The 17554-nt window shown below is 72.0% G+C and carries 17 protein-coding genes and 1 pseudogene; 9 read left to right on the plus strand and 9 right to left on the minus strand.

Annotated features, from left to right (window positions below; genetic code table 11):
- Window position 1: 1 nt before the first annotated feature.
- From ABZZ79_RS16455 to ABZZ79_RS16480, 6 genes are all read right to left on the minus strand, one after another.
- Complete coding sequence (locus ABZZ79_RS16455) at window positions 2–1192, minus strand: hypothetical protein (RefSeq protein ID WP_356689603.1); 1191 nt, start codon at window positions 1190–1192, stop codon at window positions 2–4.
- 418 nt (window positions 1193–1610) lie between these two features.
- Entirely contained in the window at window positions 1611–2318 is a 708-nt protein-coding gene (locus ABZZ79_RS16460; protein WP_356689604.1) for a phenylalanine--tRNA ligase beta subunit-related protein, read from the minus strand.
- Between the two features lie 9 nt (window positions 2319–2327).
- Window positions 2328–2918, minus strand: a complete 591-nt coding sequence (locus ABZZ79_RS16465; RefSeq protein ID WP_356689605.1) for a transglutaminase family protein — start codon at window positions 2916–2918, stop codon at window positions 2328–2330.
- An 82-nt stretch (window positions 2919–3000) separates the two neighbouring features.
- On the minus strand, window positions 3001–4071 hold the full coding sequence (locus ABZZ79_RS16470; RefSeq protein WP_356689606.1) for a low specificity L-threonine aldolase: 1071 nt from the start codon (window positions 4069–4071) through the stop codon (window positions 3001–3003).
- Window positions 4068–4814 (minus strand): SDR family NAD(P)-dependent oxidoreductase, encoded by a 747-nt coding sequence (locus tag ABZZ79_RS16475; RefSeq protein ID WP_356689607.1) that lies wholly within the window; start codon window positions 4812–4814, stop codon window positions 4068–4070. The genes ABZZ79_RS16470 and ABZZ79_RS16475 overlap by 4 nt, the downstream gene beginning before the upstream one ends.
- 41 nt (window positions 4815–4855) lie before the next feature.
- Window positions 4856–6253 carry a DUF6421 family protein gene (locus tag ABZZ79_RS16480; protein WP_356689608.1) on the minus strand — a complete coding sequence of 466 codons (1398 nt, stop codon included), beginning with the start codon at window positions 6251–6253 and terminating at the stop codon, window positions 4856–4858.
- Between the two features lie 339 nt (window positions 6254–6592).
- Between ABZZ79_RS16480 and ABZZ79_RS16485 the strand changes: the two genes are divergently transcribed.
- Window positions 6593–7276 carry a glycerophosphodiester phosphodiesterase family protein gene (locus tag ABZZ79_RS16485; RefSeq protein WP_356689609.1) on the plus strand — a complete coding sequence of 228 codons (684 nt, stop codon included), beginning with the start codon at window positions 6593–6595 and terminating at the stop codon, window positions 7274–7276.
- A gap of 3 nt (window positions 7277–7279) precedes the next feature.
- Here ABZZ79_RS16485 and ABZZ79_RS16490 read toward each other — a convergent pair whose 3' ends face one another.
- Complete coding sequence (locus ABZZ79_RS16490; RefSeq protein WP_356689610.1) at window positions 7280–7825, minus strand: GNAT family N-acetyltransferase; 546 nt, start codon at window positions 7823–7825, stop codon at window positions 7280–7282.
- Window positions 7826–7985: 160 nt separating this feature from the next.
- Between ABZZ79_RS16490 and ABZZ79_RS16495 the strand changes: the two genes are divergently transcribed.
- The 6 genes and pseudogenes from ABZZ79_RS16495 to ABZZ79_RS16520 all read left to right on the plus strand — a co-directional run bounded on the left by ABZZ79_RS16495 (window position 7986) and on the right by ABZZ79_RS16520 (window position 12806).
- Complete coding sequence (locus ABZZ79_RS16495; RefSeq protein WP_356689611.1) at window positions 7986–8378, plus strand: VOC family protein; 393 nt, start codon at window positions 7986–7988, stop codon at window positions 8376–8378.
- 134 nt (window positions 8379–8512) lie between these two features.
- Complete coding sequence (locus ABZZ79_RS16500) at window positions 8513–9061, plus strand: DUF5134 domain-containing protein (RefSeq protein ID WP_356689612.1); 549 nt, start codon at window positions 8513–8515, stop codon at window positions 9059–9061.
- A gap of 144 nt (window positions 9062–9205) precedes the next feature.
- On the plus strand, window positions 9206–10141 hold the full coding sequence (locus ABZZ79_RS16505) for a M56 family metallopeptidase (RefSeq protein ID WP_356689613.1): 936 nt from the start codon (window positions 9206–9208) through the stop codon (window positions 10139–10141).
- A gap of 147 nt (window positions 10142–10288) precedes the next feature.
- A pseudogene (locus tag ABZZ79_RS16510) lies at window positions 10289–10957 on the plus strand (phosphatase PAP2 family protein); the annotation flags it as partial.
- A gap of 183 nt (window positions 10958–11140) precedes the next feature.
- Entirely contained in the window at window positions 11141–11830 is a 690-nt protein-coding gene (locus ABZZ79_RS16515) for an HAD-IA family hydrolase (RefSeq protein ID WP_356689637.1), read from the plus strand.
- A gap of 259 nt (window positions 11831–12089) precedes the next feature.
- On the plus strand, window positions 12090–12806 hold the full coding sequence (locus ABZZ79_RS16520; RefSeq protein ID WP_356689614.1) for a helix-turn-helix domain-containing protein: 717 nt from the start codon (window positions 12090–12092) through the stop codon (window positions 12804–12806).
- Here the strand turns inward: ABZZ79_RS16520 and ABZZ79_RS16525 are convergent.
- On the minus strand, window positions 12794–14296 hold the full coding sequence (locus ABZZ79_RS16525; RefSeq protein ID WP_356689615.1) for a hypothetical protein: 1503 nt from the start codon (window positions 14294–14296) through the stop codon (window positions 12794–12796). The genes ABZZ79_RS16520 and ABZZ79_RS16525 overlap by 13 nt on opposite strands.
- A gap of 216 nt (window positions 14297–14512) precedes the next feature.
- Between ABZZ79_RS16525 and ABZZ79_RS16530 the strand changes: the two genes are divergently transcribed.
- Window positions 14513–15172: a DUF305 domain-containing protein gene (locus ABZZ79_RS16530; protein WP_356689616.1), complete on the plus strand. Its 660-nt coding sequence runs from the start codon at window positions 14513–14515 to the stop codon at window positions 15170–15172.
- 141 nt (window positions 15173–15313) lie between these two features.
- On the opposite strand, the gene ABZZ79_RS16535 is transcribed toward ABZZ79_RS16530, so the two are convergent.
- Window positions 15314–16123: a DUF6214 family protein gene (locus tag ABZZ79_RS16535; protein WP_356689617.1), complete on the minus strand. Its 810-nt coding sequence runs from the start codon at window positions 16121–16123 to the stop codon at window positions 15314–15316.
- 167 nt (window positions 16124–16290) lie between these two features.
- Here ABZZ79_RS16535 and ABZZ79_RS16540 point away from each other — a divergent pair.
- Window positions 16291–17554: FAD-dependent oxidoreductase (locus ABZZ79_RS16540; protein ID WP_356689618.1), on the plus strand; the 1264-nt coding region annotated here is incomplete at its 3' end.

The following is a 17554-nucleotide window of genomic DNA, read 5'->3' on the forward strand; positions in this document are numbered from 1 at the left end:
GTCAGAACCGCAGCCAGAGCCCCCGTACGTACGCGTCGTCGACGATCTGCCGCATGGCCGCGGCCCGTTCGCGTGGGACGCCCCGCTCGCGGGCCCACGCGTCCAACACCGTGAACAGCTGCTGCCTGCCGTCCATCAGGTCGCCCCGCAGCGGCCCGGCGACCGGGCGCGCGGCGATCGAGGCCATCGGCGGACGGGTGCCGACCTGGCGGGGCGCGGCCCGGTAGGTGCCGCGGGTGTGGTGTCGTACGGCGTCGTCGAAGGCGGCGAGGTCGTCGGTCACGCCCTCGCGGGCGTCGGCGGCCCGGTGCTTCATGAGGTTGCCGACGCGTTCGGCGATGTCCTCGAGGTCGTTGTCGGGCCAGGTGGTCGCGGTGCTCGCGTACCTGCCCCGCTCCTCGGGGTCGGGCCGGAAGGCCGGGTCGCCGCCCCGGCGGGTGAGCCGCTCCAGGTAGTGCGCGAAGTAGGCGCGCTCGGCGTCGTAGAGGATCGCGAACGCCTCGGGGTCCCGGGCGAGTTCGGCGACGAGCCACTCCGGGTCGGCCTCGGCGTCTCCGTAGGGCTGTTCGTACTCGAAGTCCGTGTGGGCCTCGCCCGGGGCGAGGAAGCGGCCGTAGCGGGTCCAGCCCTGCGGGTCGGGTGCGGCGGCCCCGGCCGTGACCGCGGGCAGGGCGGCGTCGTCGGTGTGCATGAGGTAGCGCGCCTCGTCGACGACGTAGTCGGCGAGCATCCGGGCGACGCCCGGGGCCATGCCCTCGGGCACCTCGGCGTGGTCCAGGGCGGCGGCGACGCCGAAGGCGGCGCGGGCCTGGGCGAGGGTGTGCGCGGTGCCGGGGCCGGGCGCGCGGGTGGCGGCCTCGACGACCTGGCCGAGCACCTGCCCGCCGTCCCCGCACGGGTCGTCGATCAGCAGCAGTTCGCGTACGGCGTCCATGCGGGCCATGTCGTCGCCGGGGTCGAGGGCGCGGGTCGCTGCCGCGGGCCTGTCGGTGAGGGCTCGGGTGGCTGCGGGGATGTTGTGGCAGGGGGGCTCGTCGTCGTCCGCGGCGAGGACGAGGGGCACGGCCGTGCCCGTCGCGAGCAGGGCGAGGGCCACGGCGGAGGTGAGCAGCCAGTGCCGCCTCAGGGCGGCGAACCGCCCGCCCTGTTCGTCCTCGGCCGTCGTGTCCTGTACCGCTCCCCCGTCACTCATGCGGTGACCCTAGCGGGGGCGGGAGACCGGTCCGGTGCCGGGGGGCTTGTGATCGTCGCGGTCCGCCGGAGGCCGTGTGCCGTTCGCGCAGTTCCCCGCGCCCCTTTGAGGTACGTCGCGCACAACTCCCTCAGGGCCGCGAGGCACTGCGCGATCAACCACGCACCCTCCCGGCCAAGGGGCGAGGAGCTTCGCGATCAACCACGCACCCTCCCGGCCGAGGGGCGCGGGGAACTGCGCGAACAACCACGCCCCACCCGCAGCCCGCAACAGCCAGCCCAGGAACAATGACACCGGCATCAAAGGGGCGCGGGGAACTGCGCGAACAACCACCCACCACCCGCAGCCCGCAACAGCCGGCCCAGGAACGGTGACACCGGCATCAAGGGGCGCGGGGAACTGCGCGGACAGCCGCCCGTCAGTCGCAGCCCGTAACCACCGGCCGGTGGACGGTGATGTCGGCGCCGGGGCTGAACTTCTCCAGCAGAGCGGCCAGTTCCGCCGCGGCGGACTCCGCCTCGGCGACCGGCATCGGGGCCAGGCTCTCCAACAGGAAGATGCCGGAGACCGTCCGCTCGGTGAGGCGGGTCCGCGGGCCCTGGCGCCAGTTCCAGCGTCGGCAGGTGACGCCGGTGTCGTCGCGCCAGATCACCTCGCCCGGGTCGGGGTGCTCGACGGTCTCCTCGCCGCCGGCGACGGTCACGAAGTCCTCGTCGCCGCGGGCCCGCACAAGGCGCATGCCGCCACGGACGTGGTCGATGTCCTCGCCGCCGACCGGGATCAGGTGGGCCACGCTGATGGCGTTGTAGAGGTCCACGAGGACGTTGACGCGCGGCAGTCCGGCCTCGGACAGCGCGCGCCTGGCCAGTGCCTCCGCGGAGTTGCGGGTGCGCGAGGGCTTGGAGCCGAAGGCCGTGTACGTCTCGCGCCAGGCCGCCATGTGCGGGTCCTCGTGCGGCGCCCGGCCGTCCAGGCGTACGGCCAGCCGGTGCGCGGCCTCGTCCAGGAGCCGTGAACTCGCCTCGGTGCTGGGCCCGTTGGTGAGTCCGTGTGCCTCCACGGCGACATGGGTGAAGCCGGGCGCGAGGGCACGCACCTCGTCGGACACGGTCAGGGAGAGGGTCATCGCCGGGCCTCAGAGTGTGGTGGGGAGCGTCTTCCAGAGGTACGGCCGGTCGGGGGCGGCCTTGAGGGCCTGCACGACCACCGGATGAGGTTCAGCGTACAGGACTGGATAGTCCACCTCATTGGACTCCGGGTCGACCGGGAAGGCCAGCCGTTCACCGTCGAGGGAGAACCGCGCGTCCACGCCCGGCTTGTTGCCGCGCGGGTCCTGGCGGTGCCAGGCGCCGTCGAGGCGGACGGCGACGAGCCCGTGCACACAGTGGCCCGAGCCGTCGTCCCGCAGCCGCTGGTAGCACAGCGCGGTCGGGATGTCCTCTGCCCGCAGCAGCGCGGCCAGCGCGTGGGACTTGGCGTAGCAGATGCCTGTCCTCAGTTCGATGACGTCGGAGGCGCGCCAGGTCACGCGCGGGTCGCCGGCGTCGGCGGAGTGGGGGATGGCGTCGCGTACGTACTCGAAGGCGACCTTCGCATAGCCATACGAGTCGACGACGCCCGAGGCGAGGCGGGCGGCGGTCTCGCGCACCACCGGATGGTGGTGGTCGATGACCTCGTCGGCGGCCAAGTACGCGGAAAGGTCCGGGGTGTTCTGGATCAGTTCCATGTCGCCAGAGCATAGGAATGCGATCACCCGGCAGTCAATGACTTTCCAGGTGACCGCATACCTATGCATCACTTGGGGTGGCTCAGCGAGCCATCTCCTCCTTCAGGGCCGCGAGGAACGCGTCCACGTCCTCCTCGGTCGTGTCGAAGGAGCACATCCAGCGCACGACGCCCTCGGCCTCGTCCCAGAAGTAGAAGCGGAAGCGCTTCTGCAGGCGCTCGCTCACGTCGTTCGGGAGCTTGGCGAAGACACCGTTGGCCTGCACCGGGTAGAGGATCTCGACGCCGTGCACCGCGCGCACGCCCTCGGCCAGGCGCTGGGCCATCTCGTTGGCGTGGCGGGCGTTGCGCAGCCACAGGTCCTTGGCGAGCAGTGCCTCCAGTTGCACGGAGACGAAGCGCATCTTGGAGGCGAGCTGCATGGACAGCTTGCGCAGATGCTTCATGTGGCTGACGGCGTCCTGGTTGATCACCACGACCGCCTCGCCGAACAGGGCGCCGTTCTTGGTGCCGCCCAGGGAGAGGATGTCGACGCCGACCGCGTTGGTGAACGTCCGCATGGGCACGTTCAGCGAGGCGGCCGCGTTGGCTATGCGGGAGCCGTCCAGGTGGACCTTCATGCCGTGCCCGTGGGCGTGCTCGCAGATCGCGCGGATCTCGTCGGGCGTGTAGAGGGTGCCCAGCTCGGTGCTCTGGGTGATCGAGACGACCTGCGGCATCGCGCGGTGCTCGTCCTCCCAGCCCCAGGCCTGCTTGTCGATCAGCTCCGGGGTGAGCTTGCCGTCCGGCGTCGGCACGGTGAGCAGCTTGAGGCCGCCCATCCGCTCCGGCGCGCCGCCCTCGTCGACGTTGATGTGCGCGCTCTCGGCGCAGATCACCGCGCCCCAGCGGTCGGTGACCGCCTGGAGCGCGATGACGTTGGCACCGGTGCCGTTGAAGACCGGGAACGCCTCCGCCGTGGGTCCGAAGTGGCTGCGGACGATCCCCTGGAGGTTCTCGGTGTAGTCGTCCTCGCCGTACGCGGCCTGATGGCCGTCGTTGGCCAGGGCCAGGGCGGCCATCACCTCCGGGTGCGCCCCCGCGTAGTTGTCGCTGGCGAAACCGCGGACCCCGGGATCGTGGTGGCGACGTGCGTCGGTCTTCGGGGGGTTCACGGCTGCTCGGTGAGCCACAGACGGTTTCCGTTCACTTCCGCGGCGGGCTTGTCCCAGACGCCGACGACGGCCTCGGCGAGGTCCTTGACGTCCGTGAAGCCCGCGAACTTCGCGTTGGGCCGCTCGGCGCGCATCGCGTCGTGCACCAACGCCTTCACCACCAGGATCGCAGCAGCCGAGGTCGGCCCCTGCTCACCCCCGGCCTTGCGGAAGTAGTCGGCCATGGCGAGCGTCCACGCCTCCGCGGCCGCCTTGCCCGCGGCGTACGCGGCGTTCCCGGCGGTCGGTCTGGTCGCGCCCGCGGCGCTGATCAGCACGTAGCGGCCGCGGTCGCTGCGCTGGAGCGCCTCGTGGAAGGCGAGGGAGGTGTGCTGCACGGTGCGGATGAGCAGCAGCTCCAGGAAGTCCCAGTCGTCCAGGCTGGTCTTGGTGAAGGTCTCGCTGCCGCGCCAGCCGCCGACCAGGTGGACCAGGCCGTCGACGTGTCCGAACTCCTTCTCGGTGCGTGCGGCCCAGTCCCGGGTGGAGTCCAGGTCGAGCAGGTCGACCGTCTCGCCCGTGACGGAGGCGCCGCCGGACGCGTAGCGCGCCGCGTCCACGGCCTCGGCGAGCCGCTCCGGGTCGTTGTCCGCGGCGACGACCGTGGCGCCCGCCTCGGCGAGCCTGAGCAGTGCCGCCCGGCCGGCGGGTCCGCCCGCGCCGGCCACCGCGATCACCGCACCGCTGAGAGCCCCGTTCCCCATGTTCTTCGCCTCCTGAGCAGTGTTCTCGGTGTGCCGGTCGCTCACGCGGCGACCCGCTCGGCGCTGTCCGCCGTGATGCCCTTGGTGGAGGCGATCACGTTCTTCAGCTTCTTGGACAGGGCCTCATAGAACATGCTCAGCGGAAACTCGTCCGGAAGCACGTCATCGACGAGCTTGCGCGGCGGCTGGTCCAGGTCGAGGGCGTCGGGACCCTTGGCCCACTTGGAGCCCGGGTGCGGGGAGAGGTAGGTGGAGACCAGCTCGTAGCCGGCGAACCAGTGGACGAGCTTCGGGCGGTCGATGCCGTCGCGGTAGAGCTTCTCGATCTCGGCGCACAGCTCGTTGGTGACCTGCGGGGCGCGCTGCCAGTCGATGAACAGCTTGTTGTCGGTCCAGCGCACCACGTCGTGCTTGTGCAGGTAGGCGAAGAGCAGCTGGCCGCCGAGGCCGTCGTAGTTGCGGTTGCGGTCGCCGGTGACCGGGAAGCGGAACATCCGGTCGAACAGCACGGCGTACTGCACGTCACGGGCCTGCGGGACGCCGTCGGCCTCCAGCTTCACGGCCTCCCTGAAGGCGGTGAGGTCGCAGCGCAGCTCCTCCAGGCCGTACATCCAGAACGGCTGGCGCTGCTTGATCATGAAGGGGTCGAAGGGCAGGTCGCCGTGGCTGTGGGTGCGGTCGTGGACCATGTCCCACAGGACGAAGGCCTCCTCGCAGCGCTTCTGGTCGTGGACCAGCGCGGCGATGTCCTCGGGCAGCTCCAGACCCAGGATGCCGACGGCGGCGTCGGTGACCCGGCGGAAGCGGGCGGCCTCGCGGTCGCAGAAGATACCGCCCCAGGTGAACCGCTCCGGAGCCTCGCGCACGGCGATGGTCTCGGGGAAGAGCACCGCGGAGTTGGTGTCGTAGCCCGCGGTGAAGTCCTCGAACTTGATGCCGCAGAACAGCGGGTTGTCGTAGCGGGTGCGCTCCAGCTCGGCCAGCCACTCGGGCCAGACCATGCGCAGCACGACCGCCTCAAAGTTGCGGTCCGGGTTGCCGTTCTGCGTGTACATCGGGAAGACGACCAGGTGCTGGAGGCCGTCCGCGCGGCCCGCGGCGGGCTGGAAGGCCAGCAGCGAGTCGAGAAAGTCCGGCACCTGGAAGCCCTCGTCGGCCCAGCGGCGCAGGTCGCGCACCAGGGCGGCGTGGTACTCGGTGTCGTGCGCGAGCAGCGGGGACAGCGTCTCGACCGCGTCGGCTATCCGGGACACGGCGGCCTCGGCGTCGGCGCGCTCGGGGGCGCCCTCGGCGGAGAAGTCGATCGACCCGTCCTTGGACTGCCATGGCCGGATCTGCTCCACGGCATCCTTGAGCACCGGCCACGCCGGGTGCTCGACGACCCTGGTCATGGGAGGAACCTGTCCCTCCGAAGCCGCCTGCACAAGAATTTCCGTCATGTCCCATCCTCCACGCGAGAACCTCTCGTTAGTACACCGTAGGCATATGAGGTTTCTTCCAGCAAGGGGGGTCTCGGGAAAATCTCCTGTCCGACCCTAGGTTTCACCTCACTTTTTCCTGTCATGCCGGGTTCGGACCGGGGTACCGGCCCTTGACGTCCGCATGGACGGGCGGTTTCCCGGGGAGTACAGAACAGGAGCGGGAACCAGCCATCGCCGGGGTTCGTCGCGAACGGGTCCATCCCGCGAGCGGCGCACTAGGCTGCGGGACCTGCCGTGCGGACGGTCCGCTCCGGTTCGCACGGCACAGAGCCGCCGTCGACGGAAGCGAGGTACCCCTTGAACTTCCTCACCATCGGTCACCGCGGAGTCATGGGCATCGAGCCCGAGAACACCATTCGGTCCTTCGTCGCCGCCGAGCGCGGCGGCCTGGACGTCATCGAGCTGGACCTGCACCTGAGCAAGGACGGCGCCCTCGTGGTGATCCACGACGAGGACGTGGACCGCACCACGAACGGCTCCGGCGCCGTGGCCGACAAGACCCTCGCCGAGCTGCGCACCCTGGACGCCGGGCGCGGCGAACGCGTCCCGGTCTTCGAGGAGGTCCTGGACGCGGTGCGCGCCCCGCTCCAGGCCGAGATCAAGGACGTCGCGGCGGCCCGTGCGCTCGCCGAGGTGATGCGCGAGCGGGACCTCGCGGATCGCGTCGAGGTGTCCTCGTTCCACGACGAGGCCGTCGCCGAGATCGCGCGGCTGGTGCCAGGGGTGCGCACCGCGCTGATCGGCAGCCGCTACGGCACCGACGTCGTGGACCGCGCGGTCGCTGTGGGCGCGGCCACGGTCTGTCTGAACATCCGCAGGCTCACCCTGGAGGTCGTGGAGCACGCCCGCGAGGCGGACCTGAGGATCGTCGGGTGGGTGGTCAACACGCAGGACCACCTGCGGCTCGTGCGCGCCCTGGAGCTGGACGCCGCGACCACCGACCACCCGGACATCAAACGCACCGGCCGCTTCACCGCCTGAGCGTCACACCAGCGGCTTGACCAGCAGCTCGAACTGGAGGTCGGCGCGCTGCGGGATGCCGAACCGCTCGTCGCCGTACGGGAACGGGGTCATCCGTCCCGTACGGCGGTAGCCGCGCCGCTCGTACCAGGCGATGAGGTCGTCGCGCACGGAGATCACGGTCATGTGCATCTCGCTCACGCCCCAGATCTGGCGCGCCTGCCGCTCCGCCTCCGCGATGATCAGCTTGCCCAGGCCGCCGCCCTGGAGCCCGGGGCTGACCGCGAACATGCCGAAGTAGGCGTGCTCACCTCGGTGTTCGAGCTGGCAGCAGGCCACGACGGCCCCGTCCCGCTCCACCGTGAGCAGCCTGCTGTCCGCCGAGTCGATCACCGCCAGGACGCCCTCGGGGTCGGTGCGCTGCCCTTCCAGGATGTCCGCCTCGGTGGTCCAGCCGGCCCGGCTTGAGTCCCCCCGGTACGCCGACTCGATCAGCGCGACCAGCGCGTCCGCATCCGCGCCCGTGGCGTCGCGGAAGGTCAGTGCGGTGGCGGTGACGGCGGATTCCATGGGCGCGACTCCGATCTGTGGCACGGCTCGAACACCAGGAGCCTAGCCCCCGCCCCGAGGGCGGCCGCGCGGCGTCCGGTGCGTGCCCTCGGCGTGCGCCCGCCGTGCCGGGCGTCGAGGGGCGGACGGGAAGGTGACGCGAGGCCCTAGGCTCGCGGGCATGGTGCATGTCCTGAGCAGCCGCGTCCTGCTGCGGCCCCGCGACCCCGAGCGTTCCCGCGCCTTCTACGGCGGTGATCTGGGTCTCGCCGTCTACCGCGAGTTCGGCACCGGCCCGGATCGGGGAACGGTCTACTTCCTCGGCGGCGGGTTCCTCGAACTCTCCGGCCGCACCGGGGAGATGCCGTCCGAGGCGGTGCGACTGTGGCTCCAGGTCGACGACGTGGCCGCGGCGCATGAGGAACTGCGCGACAAGGGCGTCGACATCACGCGGCCCCCGGTCACCGAGCCGTGGGGACTGGTCGAGATGTGGATCAGGGACCCGGACGGCACGGAGATCGTGCTGGTGGAGGTGCCCCGCGACCATCCCCTGCGCCACCGGCCGGGTCTGTGACGGCCCCGGCCCGCTGACGCGGCGGCGGACCGTGCTCCGTCGAGTGCTCCCCGTGTACACCCTTGCGCTCGCGTACGCCCCGTACGTCCCGGGCATCGCTTCGCTGGAGCGACCGTCGACGCGGGGAGGTACGGGTGCACGGACCGGCGTCGCCCGGCTGGCTGCTCGTGGCGCTGTGCGCCGCGGCCGGCGCGTACTGCCTGCTGCGGCTGCGCAGCCGGGTCGAGGAACAGCGCCGCACCGCGGGCGCCGAGGCGCTCATGGCGTTCGGCATGGCCGCCATGGCGGTGCCCGCGACGGTGTTCACGCCACCCGGCTGGGCCTGGCCCGGCTATGCCGCGGTCTTCGGCGGAGCCGCGCTGCACACGCTGCGGGCCGGGCGCGCGGGCCGGCGCCATCTCCATCATCTGGTGGGCGACGCGGCGATGGTCTACATGGCCGTCGCGATGGCCGCCTCCCCCAGCGGGCACGCGCACGGCGGCACCGGCGTGCCCGTGCTGACGGGTGCGCTGCTGCTCTACTTCACCGGCTACGTGCTGCTGTCCGGCATACGGCTGGTGCCCGTGTCCGGGGTGTCCGCGATCCCCGCCGGGGCACTCGCCTGGGGCGACCGGCCGGAACTGGTGCGTGCCTGCCGGCTGTCGATGGGGATCGCCATGGTGGCGATGCTGCTGACGCTGTGACCCCCGGCCGCCGCCAACTGCGGTGCGCCAGGCTCGTGCCGGCGTGCCGCCGTGCCGGGCCACGGCCGAACGCAACCGTGGCCTGCGTCACTTGGGCCGTTGGTACGTACCCCCGGACGGCCGCGCGCTCATAGGGTGGCGGACATGATGGTCCCCGTGGCACTGCTGCTGCTCGGCGCCCTGACCGCCGCGGTCACGCCCCGCATGCTCGCGCGGGCCGACTGGCCGGACCGTGAGCCGGTGGTGGCCCTGTGGGTCTGGCAGTGCGCTGTGGCGGCCGTACTGCTGTGCTGCGCGCTCTCGATGGCCCTCAGCGCGGCGGCCGCCTGGCAGGAGGTTCGAGGCCGTCTGTTCGCCCCGGCCCCGCGCCCGGTCGTGGAGGCGTACGCCCTCGGCGCGGCGGGCGGCCCCTGGGCGGCGGCCACCGCGCTGGTACTCGCGCTGGGCGGGGTGTGGAGCGCGGCGATGCTGGTGCGTGAGGTCGTCCGGACGCGGACGCGGCGCAGCCGTCGGCAGGCCGAACTGCGGCTGCGCGCCCCGAAGTTGCCCGGTGAGGAGTCCGGCCGCGGCCGGCTGGTGGTGCTGGAGGGCGAGCGGCCCGACGCCTGGTGGCTGCCGGGTTCGACGCCCCGCCTGGTCATCACGACCGCGGCGCTGCGCCGGCTGAAGGGGCGGCAGCTCGACGCCGTCCTCGCGCACGAGATGGGACACGCTCAGGCGCGGCACGACTGGCTGCTGCACTCCTCGGCCGCGCTGGCCGTCGGGTTCCCCCGGATCCGGGTGTTCGCCGCCTTCCGCGACGAGATGCACCGGCTGGTCGAGCTGGCCGCCGACGACACGGCCTCCCGGCGCTTCGGACGGCTGACGACCGCGCTGGCGTTGGTGGAACTGAACGAGGGCCGCGGCGTCTTCGGCCCCTGTCCGGGCGACGCGCAGGTGCCGCAGCGGGTGAACCGGCTGCTCACCCCGCCGGAACGGCTCACCGCGGCCCACCGCCTGCGGCTGACGGCCGTGGGCGCGCTGGTGCCGGTGGTACCGGTGGTGGTGGCGCTCGTGCCGGGCCTGCGGGCGCTCGGGTAGCGCCGGCCCGACGGGGCCCGCCCCTCGGACGGGGCGGCCCGCAACGGTCTCGCGAGGGCGCCCGAGCCCCCTCCGCCGCAGACGCGTCGCCCCGCGCCACGGTCCCGGGGTTGGCCTCGGGCCCCACGGTTGGGCAAGGATCGCTTCATGGCGCCCTGGCACACCGAATCCCCGCCCCGGTCCCCACGCCGTCACCGCCCACCGCGTGCGGCGGGGTCGCTGGCGGTGTGTTCCGTGCTGCTGGTGGTGCTCGTGGGGACGGCGTGGCATCCGCTGATGTCCATGGACCGGGCCGTCGCCCGCACCACACACCGCTGGGCGGTGGCCGAGGCGGGCCTGACCGAGACCGCCCGCATCCTCACGGACTGGGTGTGGGACCCGCAGACCATGCGGGTGCTGTGCGCGGTGGCGGTGCTGTGGCTGATGCTGCGGCACGTGGCGTGGTGGACGGCACTGTGGCTGGTGGTCACGGTCGCCGTGGGTACGGGCGTCCAGCAGACGCTGAAGGCGGCGCTGGACAGGGAGCGCCCGCGCTGGCCCGACCCCGTCGACTCCGCCCACTACGCGGCGTTCCCATCCGGCCACGCCATGACGGCGACGGTGGTGTGCGGCCTGCTCGTGTGGCTCGCGCACAGCTACGGCGTGCGCCGCGCCGTGTTCCGCGCGGTGGTGGCGGTGGCCGCAGTCTCGGTCCTCGGGGTCGGGCTGACCCGTGTCTGGCTGGGCGTGCACTGGGCCACCGACGTGCTGGGCGGCTGGCTCCTGGGCGCGACCGTGGTGGCCCTGGCGGTGGCGGCGCACCGGCGATGGCTCCCCGCGCCGCCACGCAGAACACCCCTTGCGACCCGGGAGCACGAACCCGGCTCGGGCACGGGCTCGGGCACGGACTCCGACTCCGACTCTGGCTCGGGCTCCGACCCCGACTCTGACTTGGGCTCCGGCTCGGGCTCCGACCCCCACACCGGCTCGGGCCCGGGCTCGGGCTCATATGATCCGATCATGACCACTGTGCTGTTCGACTTCTCCGGCACGCTCTTCCGGATCGAGTCCGCCGAGTCCTGGCTGGGCAGCGTGCTCGCCGAGTCCGGGATCACCCTGCCCGAGGTGGAGCTGGCCAGGACGGCACGGGCCCTGGAGGAGGCCGGGGCGCTGCCGGGCGGGGCGAACCCGCTGCACATCCCCGAGGACCTCGCCGCCGTGTGGGAGGTCCGCGACGAGAGCGCCGAGCTGCACCGGGCCGCGTACACCGGCCTCTCCCGCCGGGTCGAGCTGCCGGAGTCCGGCCTGCACGACGCCCTCTACGAGCGCCATATGACGCCGGCCGCGTGGACGCCGTACCCGGACACGGCCGAGGTGCTGAGGGGGCTGCGGGAGCGCGGGATCGGCGTGGGCGTGGTCAGCAACATCGGCTGGGACCTGCGCCCGGTGTTCCGCGCGCACGGGCTCGACAGGTTCGTCGATGTCTACGTCCTGTCGTACGAGCACGGCATCCGCAAGCCCGATCCGCGGCTGTTCCGTACGGCGTGCGAGGCGCTCGGCGCCGATCCCCGGCAGGTGCTGATGGTGGGCGACGACCGGCGGGCGGACGGCGGCGCGGCCGCGCTCGGCTGCCGGGTGCACTTCGTGGACCACCTGCCCGCCGATGCCCGCCCGGACGGGCTGCGGCCTGTGCTGGACCTCTTCGGCTGAGCCGGGGGACCGGGAGGGCTCTCGTGCGCCGGTCCGGGGACCGGGAGGGCGCCGGGCCGGTGGATCGTCGTGCGGGCATCGCCAGCGGGCCGCCCGAACAAATAGCCTCAGGCTACCAATAGGGCGCAAAAAGCCGCCCACCTCGGACGATCCCCCGTGTCGCCCGAGGCAGACGGCAGCCGTGAGTACGCCCCCATAGGGGCGTCTCCCGCTGCGTTGAGTATAGTTGGCTGGCAGCCAGTCAACGCAGGAGTCCAGCATGTCCCCGCGCAGCGCCCAGGTCAATGAAGAGTTGCGACGGCGCTCGCGGGAACGGCTTCTGCAGGCGGCGGTCGAGCTCGTCAACGAGCGCGGTTACGACGCCACGACCCTCGGTGACATAGCGGACCGGGCGGGCTCCGCACGCGGTCTGGTCTCGTACTACTTCCCGGGCAAGCGCCAGCTGGTGCAGTCCGCCGTGCACCGGCTGATGCACCGCACGCTGGAGGAGGCGCTGGAGGGCGAGCCGCGCACGGACGACGGCCGGGAGCGGATGGCACGGGCGATCGACGCCGTACTGGGGCTCGCACGGGACCGGACGGTGCTGATGCGCCAGCACATGGCGGGGATGCTCCAGGCGGAGGGCTTCGTACGGTGCGTGGAGCAGCAGCGGCTGGCCGAGCTGCTGCGGGACACCGTCGCCCGGCTCGGAGGCGGTGATCCGGACGCCGAATACCCCATGCTGCGGGCGCAGTTGATGGGCGCGGTGTACGCGATGGTGCTGCCGAACGTGGGCATGCCGATGGGGCCGCTGCGCGCGGAGTTGTTCCGGCGCTACGGCCTGGACCGGGAGATGGGGATCCCGCCGGACACCGAGGCGCCCGGCGGGAGGTGCGACGAGGATCTGTCGCGGTTCTTCTCCACGGACACCCGGCCTGCGGACGAGGAGCCCCGGCCGGACAGCCGGCCGGAGCCCGCGCCGGATCAGTCGAAGTAGTCCGGCTGCGTCTGGACGTTCAGCTCGGGCAGGTGGACGCGCCGCGCCGGGTCCGTGAGCCGGTCGCTCACCTGCAGCACGTCGAAGCCCTTGGACATGTCGTTCGAGTAGATGTAGCCGTTGTAGTAGTACGCCGACCAGGTGCCACCGACCGTGAGCTGCCCGGTGCTCAGCGGGCCGCGCTCGAAGTACCCGATCTCCCTGGGGTTGGCGGAGTCGGTGAAGTCCCAGAGGGAGACGCCGCCCTGGTACCAGGCCTGGACCATGATGTCCTTGCCCTTGACCGGGATGAGCGAGCCGTTGTGGGCGACGCAGTTCTCGGTCGCGGCCTGCATGCGCGGGATCTTGAAGTAGCTGCGGAAGACCAGCTTGCGGTGGTTGCCGCGGCCGACGATGTCGTAGATGCCGTCGGCACCGCGCTTGGCGCCGGTCGCCTCGTTGCAGGTGGCGCCGACGCCACCGCCCAGCTCGTCGGTGAAGACGACCTTGTCGGCCTTCTGGTTGAAGGTCGCGGAGTGCCAGAAGGCGAAGTTGACGTTGTCCTGGACCCGGTCGATGACCTTCGGGTGCTCGGGGTCCTCGATGGAGAACAGGATGCCGTCGCCCATGCAGGCGCCCGCCGCGAGGTCCTTGGAGGGCAGGACGGTGATGTCGTGGCAGCCGGTGGTCTTGCTCACGCCCGGGTTGGTCGGGCCGCCGGGGTTGCCGCCGCCGTCGGGGCCTTCACCGGGGAACAGCACCGGGAAGCCGACCACCGCCGCGTTCTCGGGGGCGCTGCGCGGCACCTTGATCACGGAGATGCCGTCGTGCGGCGGCTGGCAGTCCGGGTAGGTGGCGTTGGGCGAGTACGACGAGACGTAGATGTAGACGCTGCGGCGCTCGGGCACCAGCGTGTGGGTGTGCGAGCCGCAGGCGGTCTCGACGGCGGCGACGTACTTCGGGTTCGCCTTGTCGCTGATGTCGAAGACCTTCATGCCCTCCCAGGACGACTTCTCGGTCGCGGGCTGGGTGGTGCTGTTGCAACTGCTGTCGCTGCGCGAGGAGTCGGTGGACAGGAACAGCAGGTTGCCGGAGACCGAGATGTCGTTCTGCGAGCCGGGGCACAGCACCTGTGCGACCGTCTTGGGCGCGGTCGGGTCGCTGATGTCGAAGATGCGGAACCCGTCGTAGTTCCCGGCGAAGGCGTACTGGCCCTGGAAGGCCAGGTCCGAGTTGGTGCCCTTCACCAGGTCCTTGGGGATGTTGGCGACGTGCGTGACGTTGGCCGAGTGGACGATCTCGTCCTGGCCGGGTATCTCGCCCTCGGCGATGGCCTCGCGCACGTCCGCCTCGGCGCTGCGGGAGACGTCCTTCCGGGTCGCCGGGGCGTCGCCGGGGTCGGGGGTGGCGACGGCCGGGTGGGCCGTGAGCAGCGCGGCCAGAAGGCCGACCGCCGCGGTGGCAACTCCCAGTCGTCTGCGCCGCGTTCGGGGGTCGTTGGACAGGGTCACTGCTTCCTCCCTTGTTCCGTTCACGACGGAACGGGTTCACGGACCACCGAAGTATCGTCTTCATCATGCACAGATCAACAGGGGTTAAACGGAGATGTAATCCAGGTTTCTTTGATCAGTGATGCGCGTAAGCGTGTTAGGACAGTCACCCACACTCACAAGGTGTACCTGCTCATCCCTCCCCCGGAGGGGCAACCCCAGCCACAGGAGGTCGTTGTGCACTTCCGCCGCGCGCTGCGCGCATCCCTCGCGACGGCGTCGCTCGCCGCCCTGGCCGCGTTCGCGCTCGGCGGCTGCGACTCCGGCTCGGACGACGACTCCAAGTCCGCCGCGTCGAACGGCCCTTCGGTGCTCCAGCCGGGCATGCCGGGCGAGGAGAACCGGACCCTGTCGGCCGAGGAGGCAGCCGCGGCCCGGGCCGAGGACGACACGCCCAACTCGGCCGACGTGTCGTACGTGCACCGGATGATCGAGCACCACGAACAGGCCCTGGAGATGTCCGAACTCGCCCCGAAGCAGGCCGAGTCGACGCAGGTGAAGCGGCTCGCCGAGCGCATCACGGCCGCACAGGGGCCGGAGATCGGCGCGATGAAGGGCTGGCTGACGACCCATCAGCAGCCGGAGCGGGGCGAGGGGCACGACCACACGGCGATGCCCGGGATGGCCACCGAGGCCCAGCTGAAGAAGCTGCGCGCGGCGCGCGGGCAGGACTTCGACGCCCTGTTCCTGAAGCTGATGATCGCCCATCACGAAGGGGCGATCACCATGGCCACGGACGTGAAGGCACAGGGCAACAACATCCAGGTCGAGGAGATGGCCGACGACGTGGTGGCCCAGCAGACGAGCGAGATCTCACGGATGCGGGACATGACCTGACGGCCGCGTGCCGCCACGCGCGGCCGTCAGCGCCGCGCGTGGCGGGGCGTCAGCGCCGAGCGTGGCGGGGCGTCAGCGCCGCGCGTGGCGGGGCGTCAGCGCCGCGCGTGGCGGGGCGTCAGCGCCGAGCGTGGCGGGGCGTCAGCGCCGAGCGTGGCGGGGCGTCAGAAACCCGATGTCCCTGGCCTGGGCGATCAGCTTCAGCGACCTGCGACGACTGTGCCCGGTCGCGCACATCACCGCGAGGACCGGATCGACGCCGTCCTCCTGGGCCGCCCGGTACTCCTGGGCGACGAGCCAGCGCCCCTCGACACCTCGCGGCCAGGCGGGGCGGGCGCGACGGGGGGCGGGATCGTCGAGGGGGCCGCTGAACTCGTCCGGATCACCGAGGTCGCCCGGGGCACCGAACCCGTCCGGGTCAGCAAGGTCGTCCGGGTCACCGCACCCGTCCGGGTCAGTAAGCTCGTCCGGGTCGCCGTGGCCGGCGGGCTCGCCCGCCCGGAGCCGGGCCTCGGTACCGGCCTCGGTCCGGGCCGGGGGGCCGTACGCATCACTCCGGCCGGGCGCATCGTCCCGCCAACGGAAGTCTTCGCGGCCGTGGGCGAACTCACCCCCGCCCGCACCCTCGTCGCCGTACGGCCACACCTGCGCGCCGTCCTCCTCGCGCGGCTCGATCCCGCCCGCCTCCGACAGCGGTCCCTCGATCCAGTCGGCGAGGACGGTGAGGTCGGCGAGGGAGAGGGCCGGCTGGGCCCGGACGTCCTCGACGGACAGGCATCCCGCGCTCACCACGGCCAGCGCGTCCACCCGAGCGCCGTCGGCGAAGCACAGCCGCACCTGGAACCAGGACGTGGCGCCTTCGCTCTCCCGCACTTCCCACGCGGGCCACACGGACACCGCGCCGTCCTCGAAACGGCGATCAGAAAGATTAAGAAAGGATGCTTCTAGCACACACGCAACGTAACCGCATCATCACATTCCATACGAACAGACCCAAAGGACACGCACACCGGGCACTCCGACGGCTCAGCTCCGCCCCCCTCCCCCGGCGGGCCCGCCGGTGCGATGCTGGAGGCATCAGCGATCTCCTGCCACACCTTCGGACAAGGAGTTCCGCCGTGCTGCGTGTCGCCGTCGTCGGTTCCGGTCCCAGCGGGGTCTACACCGCGCAGACCCTGGTCCAGCAGGACCCCGCCGTGCTGGTCGACGTACTGGACCGGCTGCCCTGCCCGTACGGCCTGGTGCGCTACGGCGTGGCACCGGACCACGAGAAGATCAAGTCCCTGCAGAACAACCTGCGCACGGTCCTGGAGCACGAGCGCGTGCGCTTCCTCGGTGGGATACAGGTGGGAGCCGGGGGCGTGCCGGCGGGGAGGCTGCGCGAGCTGTACCACGCGGTGGTGTACTGCGTGGGCGCCGCCACCGACCGGCATCTCGGCATTCCCGGCGAGGATCTGCCGGGCAGTTGGTCGGCGACCCGGTTCGTGTCCTGGTACAGCGCCCATCCGGACGCCGTGGACGACGGGTTCGTGCGCGGCACGCGGTCGGCCGTGGTCATCGGGGTGGGCAATGTCGCGGTGGACGTCACCCGCATCCTGGCCCGCGGCGCGGCCGAGCTGAGCCCCACGGACATGCCGCAGGCGGCGCTCCTGGCACTGGCCGCGAGCGCGGTCACGGACGTGCACATGGTGGGGCGCCGCGGCCCGTCCCAGGCCCGCTTCACCACCAAGGAACTGCGCGAACTGGGCGGCCTGCCGGGCGTCGAAGTCCGTTTGGATCCTGCGGAGTTGGCGCTCGACCCGGCCTTCGCTGACACCTCGGCCCTGCCCGCCGTACAGCGTCGCAACGTAGAGGTGCTGCGCGGCTGGTCCGCCCTGCCGCCCGGCGACGCGCCGCGCCGCATCCACGCGCGGTTCTTCCTGCGCCCTGTCGAACTCCTGGCCGACGGCGACCGGGTCGGCGCGGTCCGCTTCGAGCACACCCGGCCGGACGGCCACGGCCGGGTGACGGGCACGGGCCGGTTCGAGGAGATCGAGGCCCAGTTGGTCCTGCGTTCGGTCGGATACCAGGGCGTGCCGCTCGCGGGCCTGCCGTTCGACGCGGCCACGGGCACGGTGCCGCACACGGCCGGCCGGGTCGCCCCGGGCGAGTACGTGGCGGGGTGGATCAAGCGGGGTCCGACGGGTGTCATCGGGACCAACCGCCCCTGCGCGAAGGAGACGGTGACATCCCTGCTGGAGGACGCGCCGCAGCTGCTGCGCAAGGACGTGGCGCAGGACCCGCTGACGGCACTGCGCGCGGCGGGGCTGACTCCGGTGCAGTGGCCGGGGTGGCAGTCGATCGAGCGGGCGGAGGCCGCGCTCGGCGCGTCCCTGGGCAGGA

The sequence above is a fragment of the Streptomyces sp. NPDC006458 genome (assembly GCF_040612135.1).
Taxonomy (GTDB): Bacteria; Actinomycetota; Actinomycetes; order Streptomycetales; family Streptomycetaceae; genus Streptomyces.

Bases quoted from the DNA above. Each gene is read 5' to 3' on its own strand.
- ABZZ79_RS16455 (WP_356689603.1), bottom strand. From the start codon at position 1,192: ATGAGTGACGGGGGAGCGGTACAGGACACGACGGCCGAGGACGAACAG.
- ABZZ79_RS16460 (WP_356689604.1), bottom strand. From the start codon at position 2,318: ATGACCCTCTCCCTGACCGTGTCCGACGAGGTGCGTGCCCTCGCGCCC.
- ABZZ79_RS16465 (WP_356689605.1), bottom strand. From the start codon at position 2,918: ATGGAACTGATCCAGAACACCCCGGACCTTTCCGCGTACTTGGCCGCC.
- ABZZ79_RS16475 (WP_356689607.1), bottom strand. From the start codon at position 4,814: ATGGGGAACGGGGCTCTCAGCGGTGCGGTGATCGCGGTGGCCGGCGCG.
- ABZZ79_RS16480 (WP_356689608.1), bottom strand. From the start codon at position 6,253: ATGACGGAAATTCTTGTGCAGGCGGCTTCGGAGGGACAGGTTCCTCCC.
- ABZZ79_RS16490 (WP_356689610.1), bottom strand. From the start codon at position 7,825: ATGGAATCCGCCGTCACCGCCACCGCACTGACCTTCCGCGACGCCACG.
- ABZZ79_RS16495 (WP_356689611.1), top strand. From the start codon at position 7,986: ATGGTGCATGTCCTGAGCAGCCGCGTCCTGCTGCGGCCCCGCGACCCC.
- ABZZ79_RS16505 (WP_356689613.1), top strand. From the start codon at position 9,206: ATGATGGTCCCCGTGGCACTGCTGCTGCTCGGCGCCCTGACCGCCGCG.
- ABZZ79_RS16515 (WP_356689637.1), top strand. From the start codon at position 11,141: ATGACCACTGTGCTGTTCGACTTCTCCGGCACGCTCTTCCGGATCGAG.
- ABZZ79_RS16520 (WP_356689614.1), top strand. From the start codon at position 12,090: ATGTCCCCGCGCAGCGCCCAGGTCAATGAAGAGTTGCGACGGCGCTCG.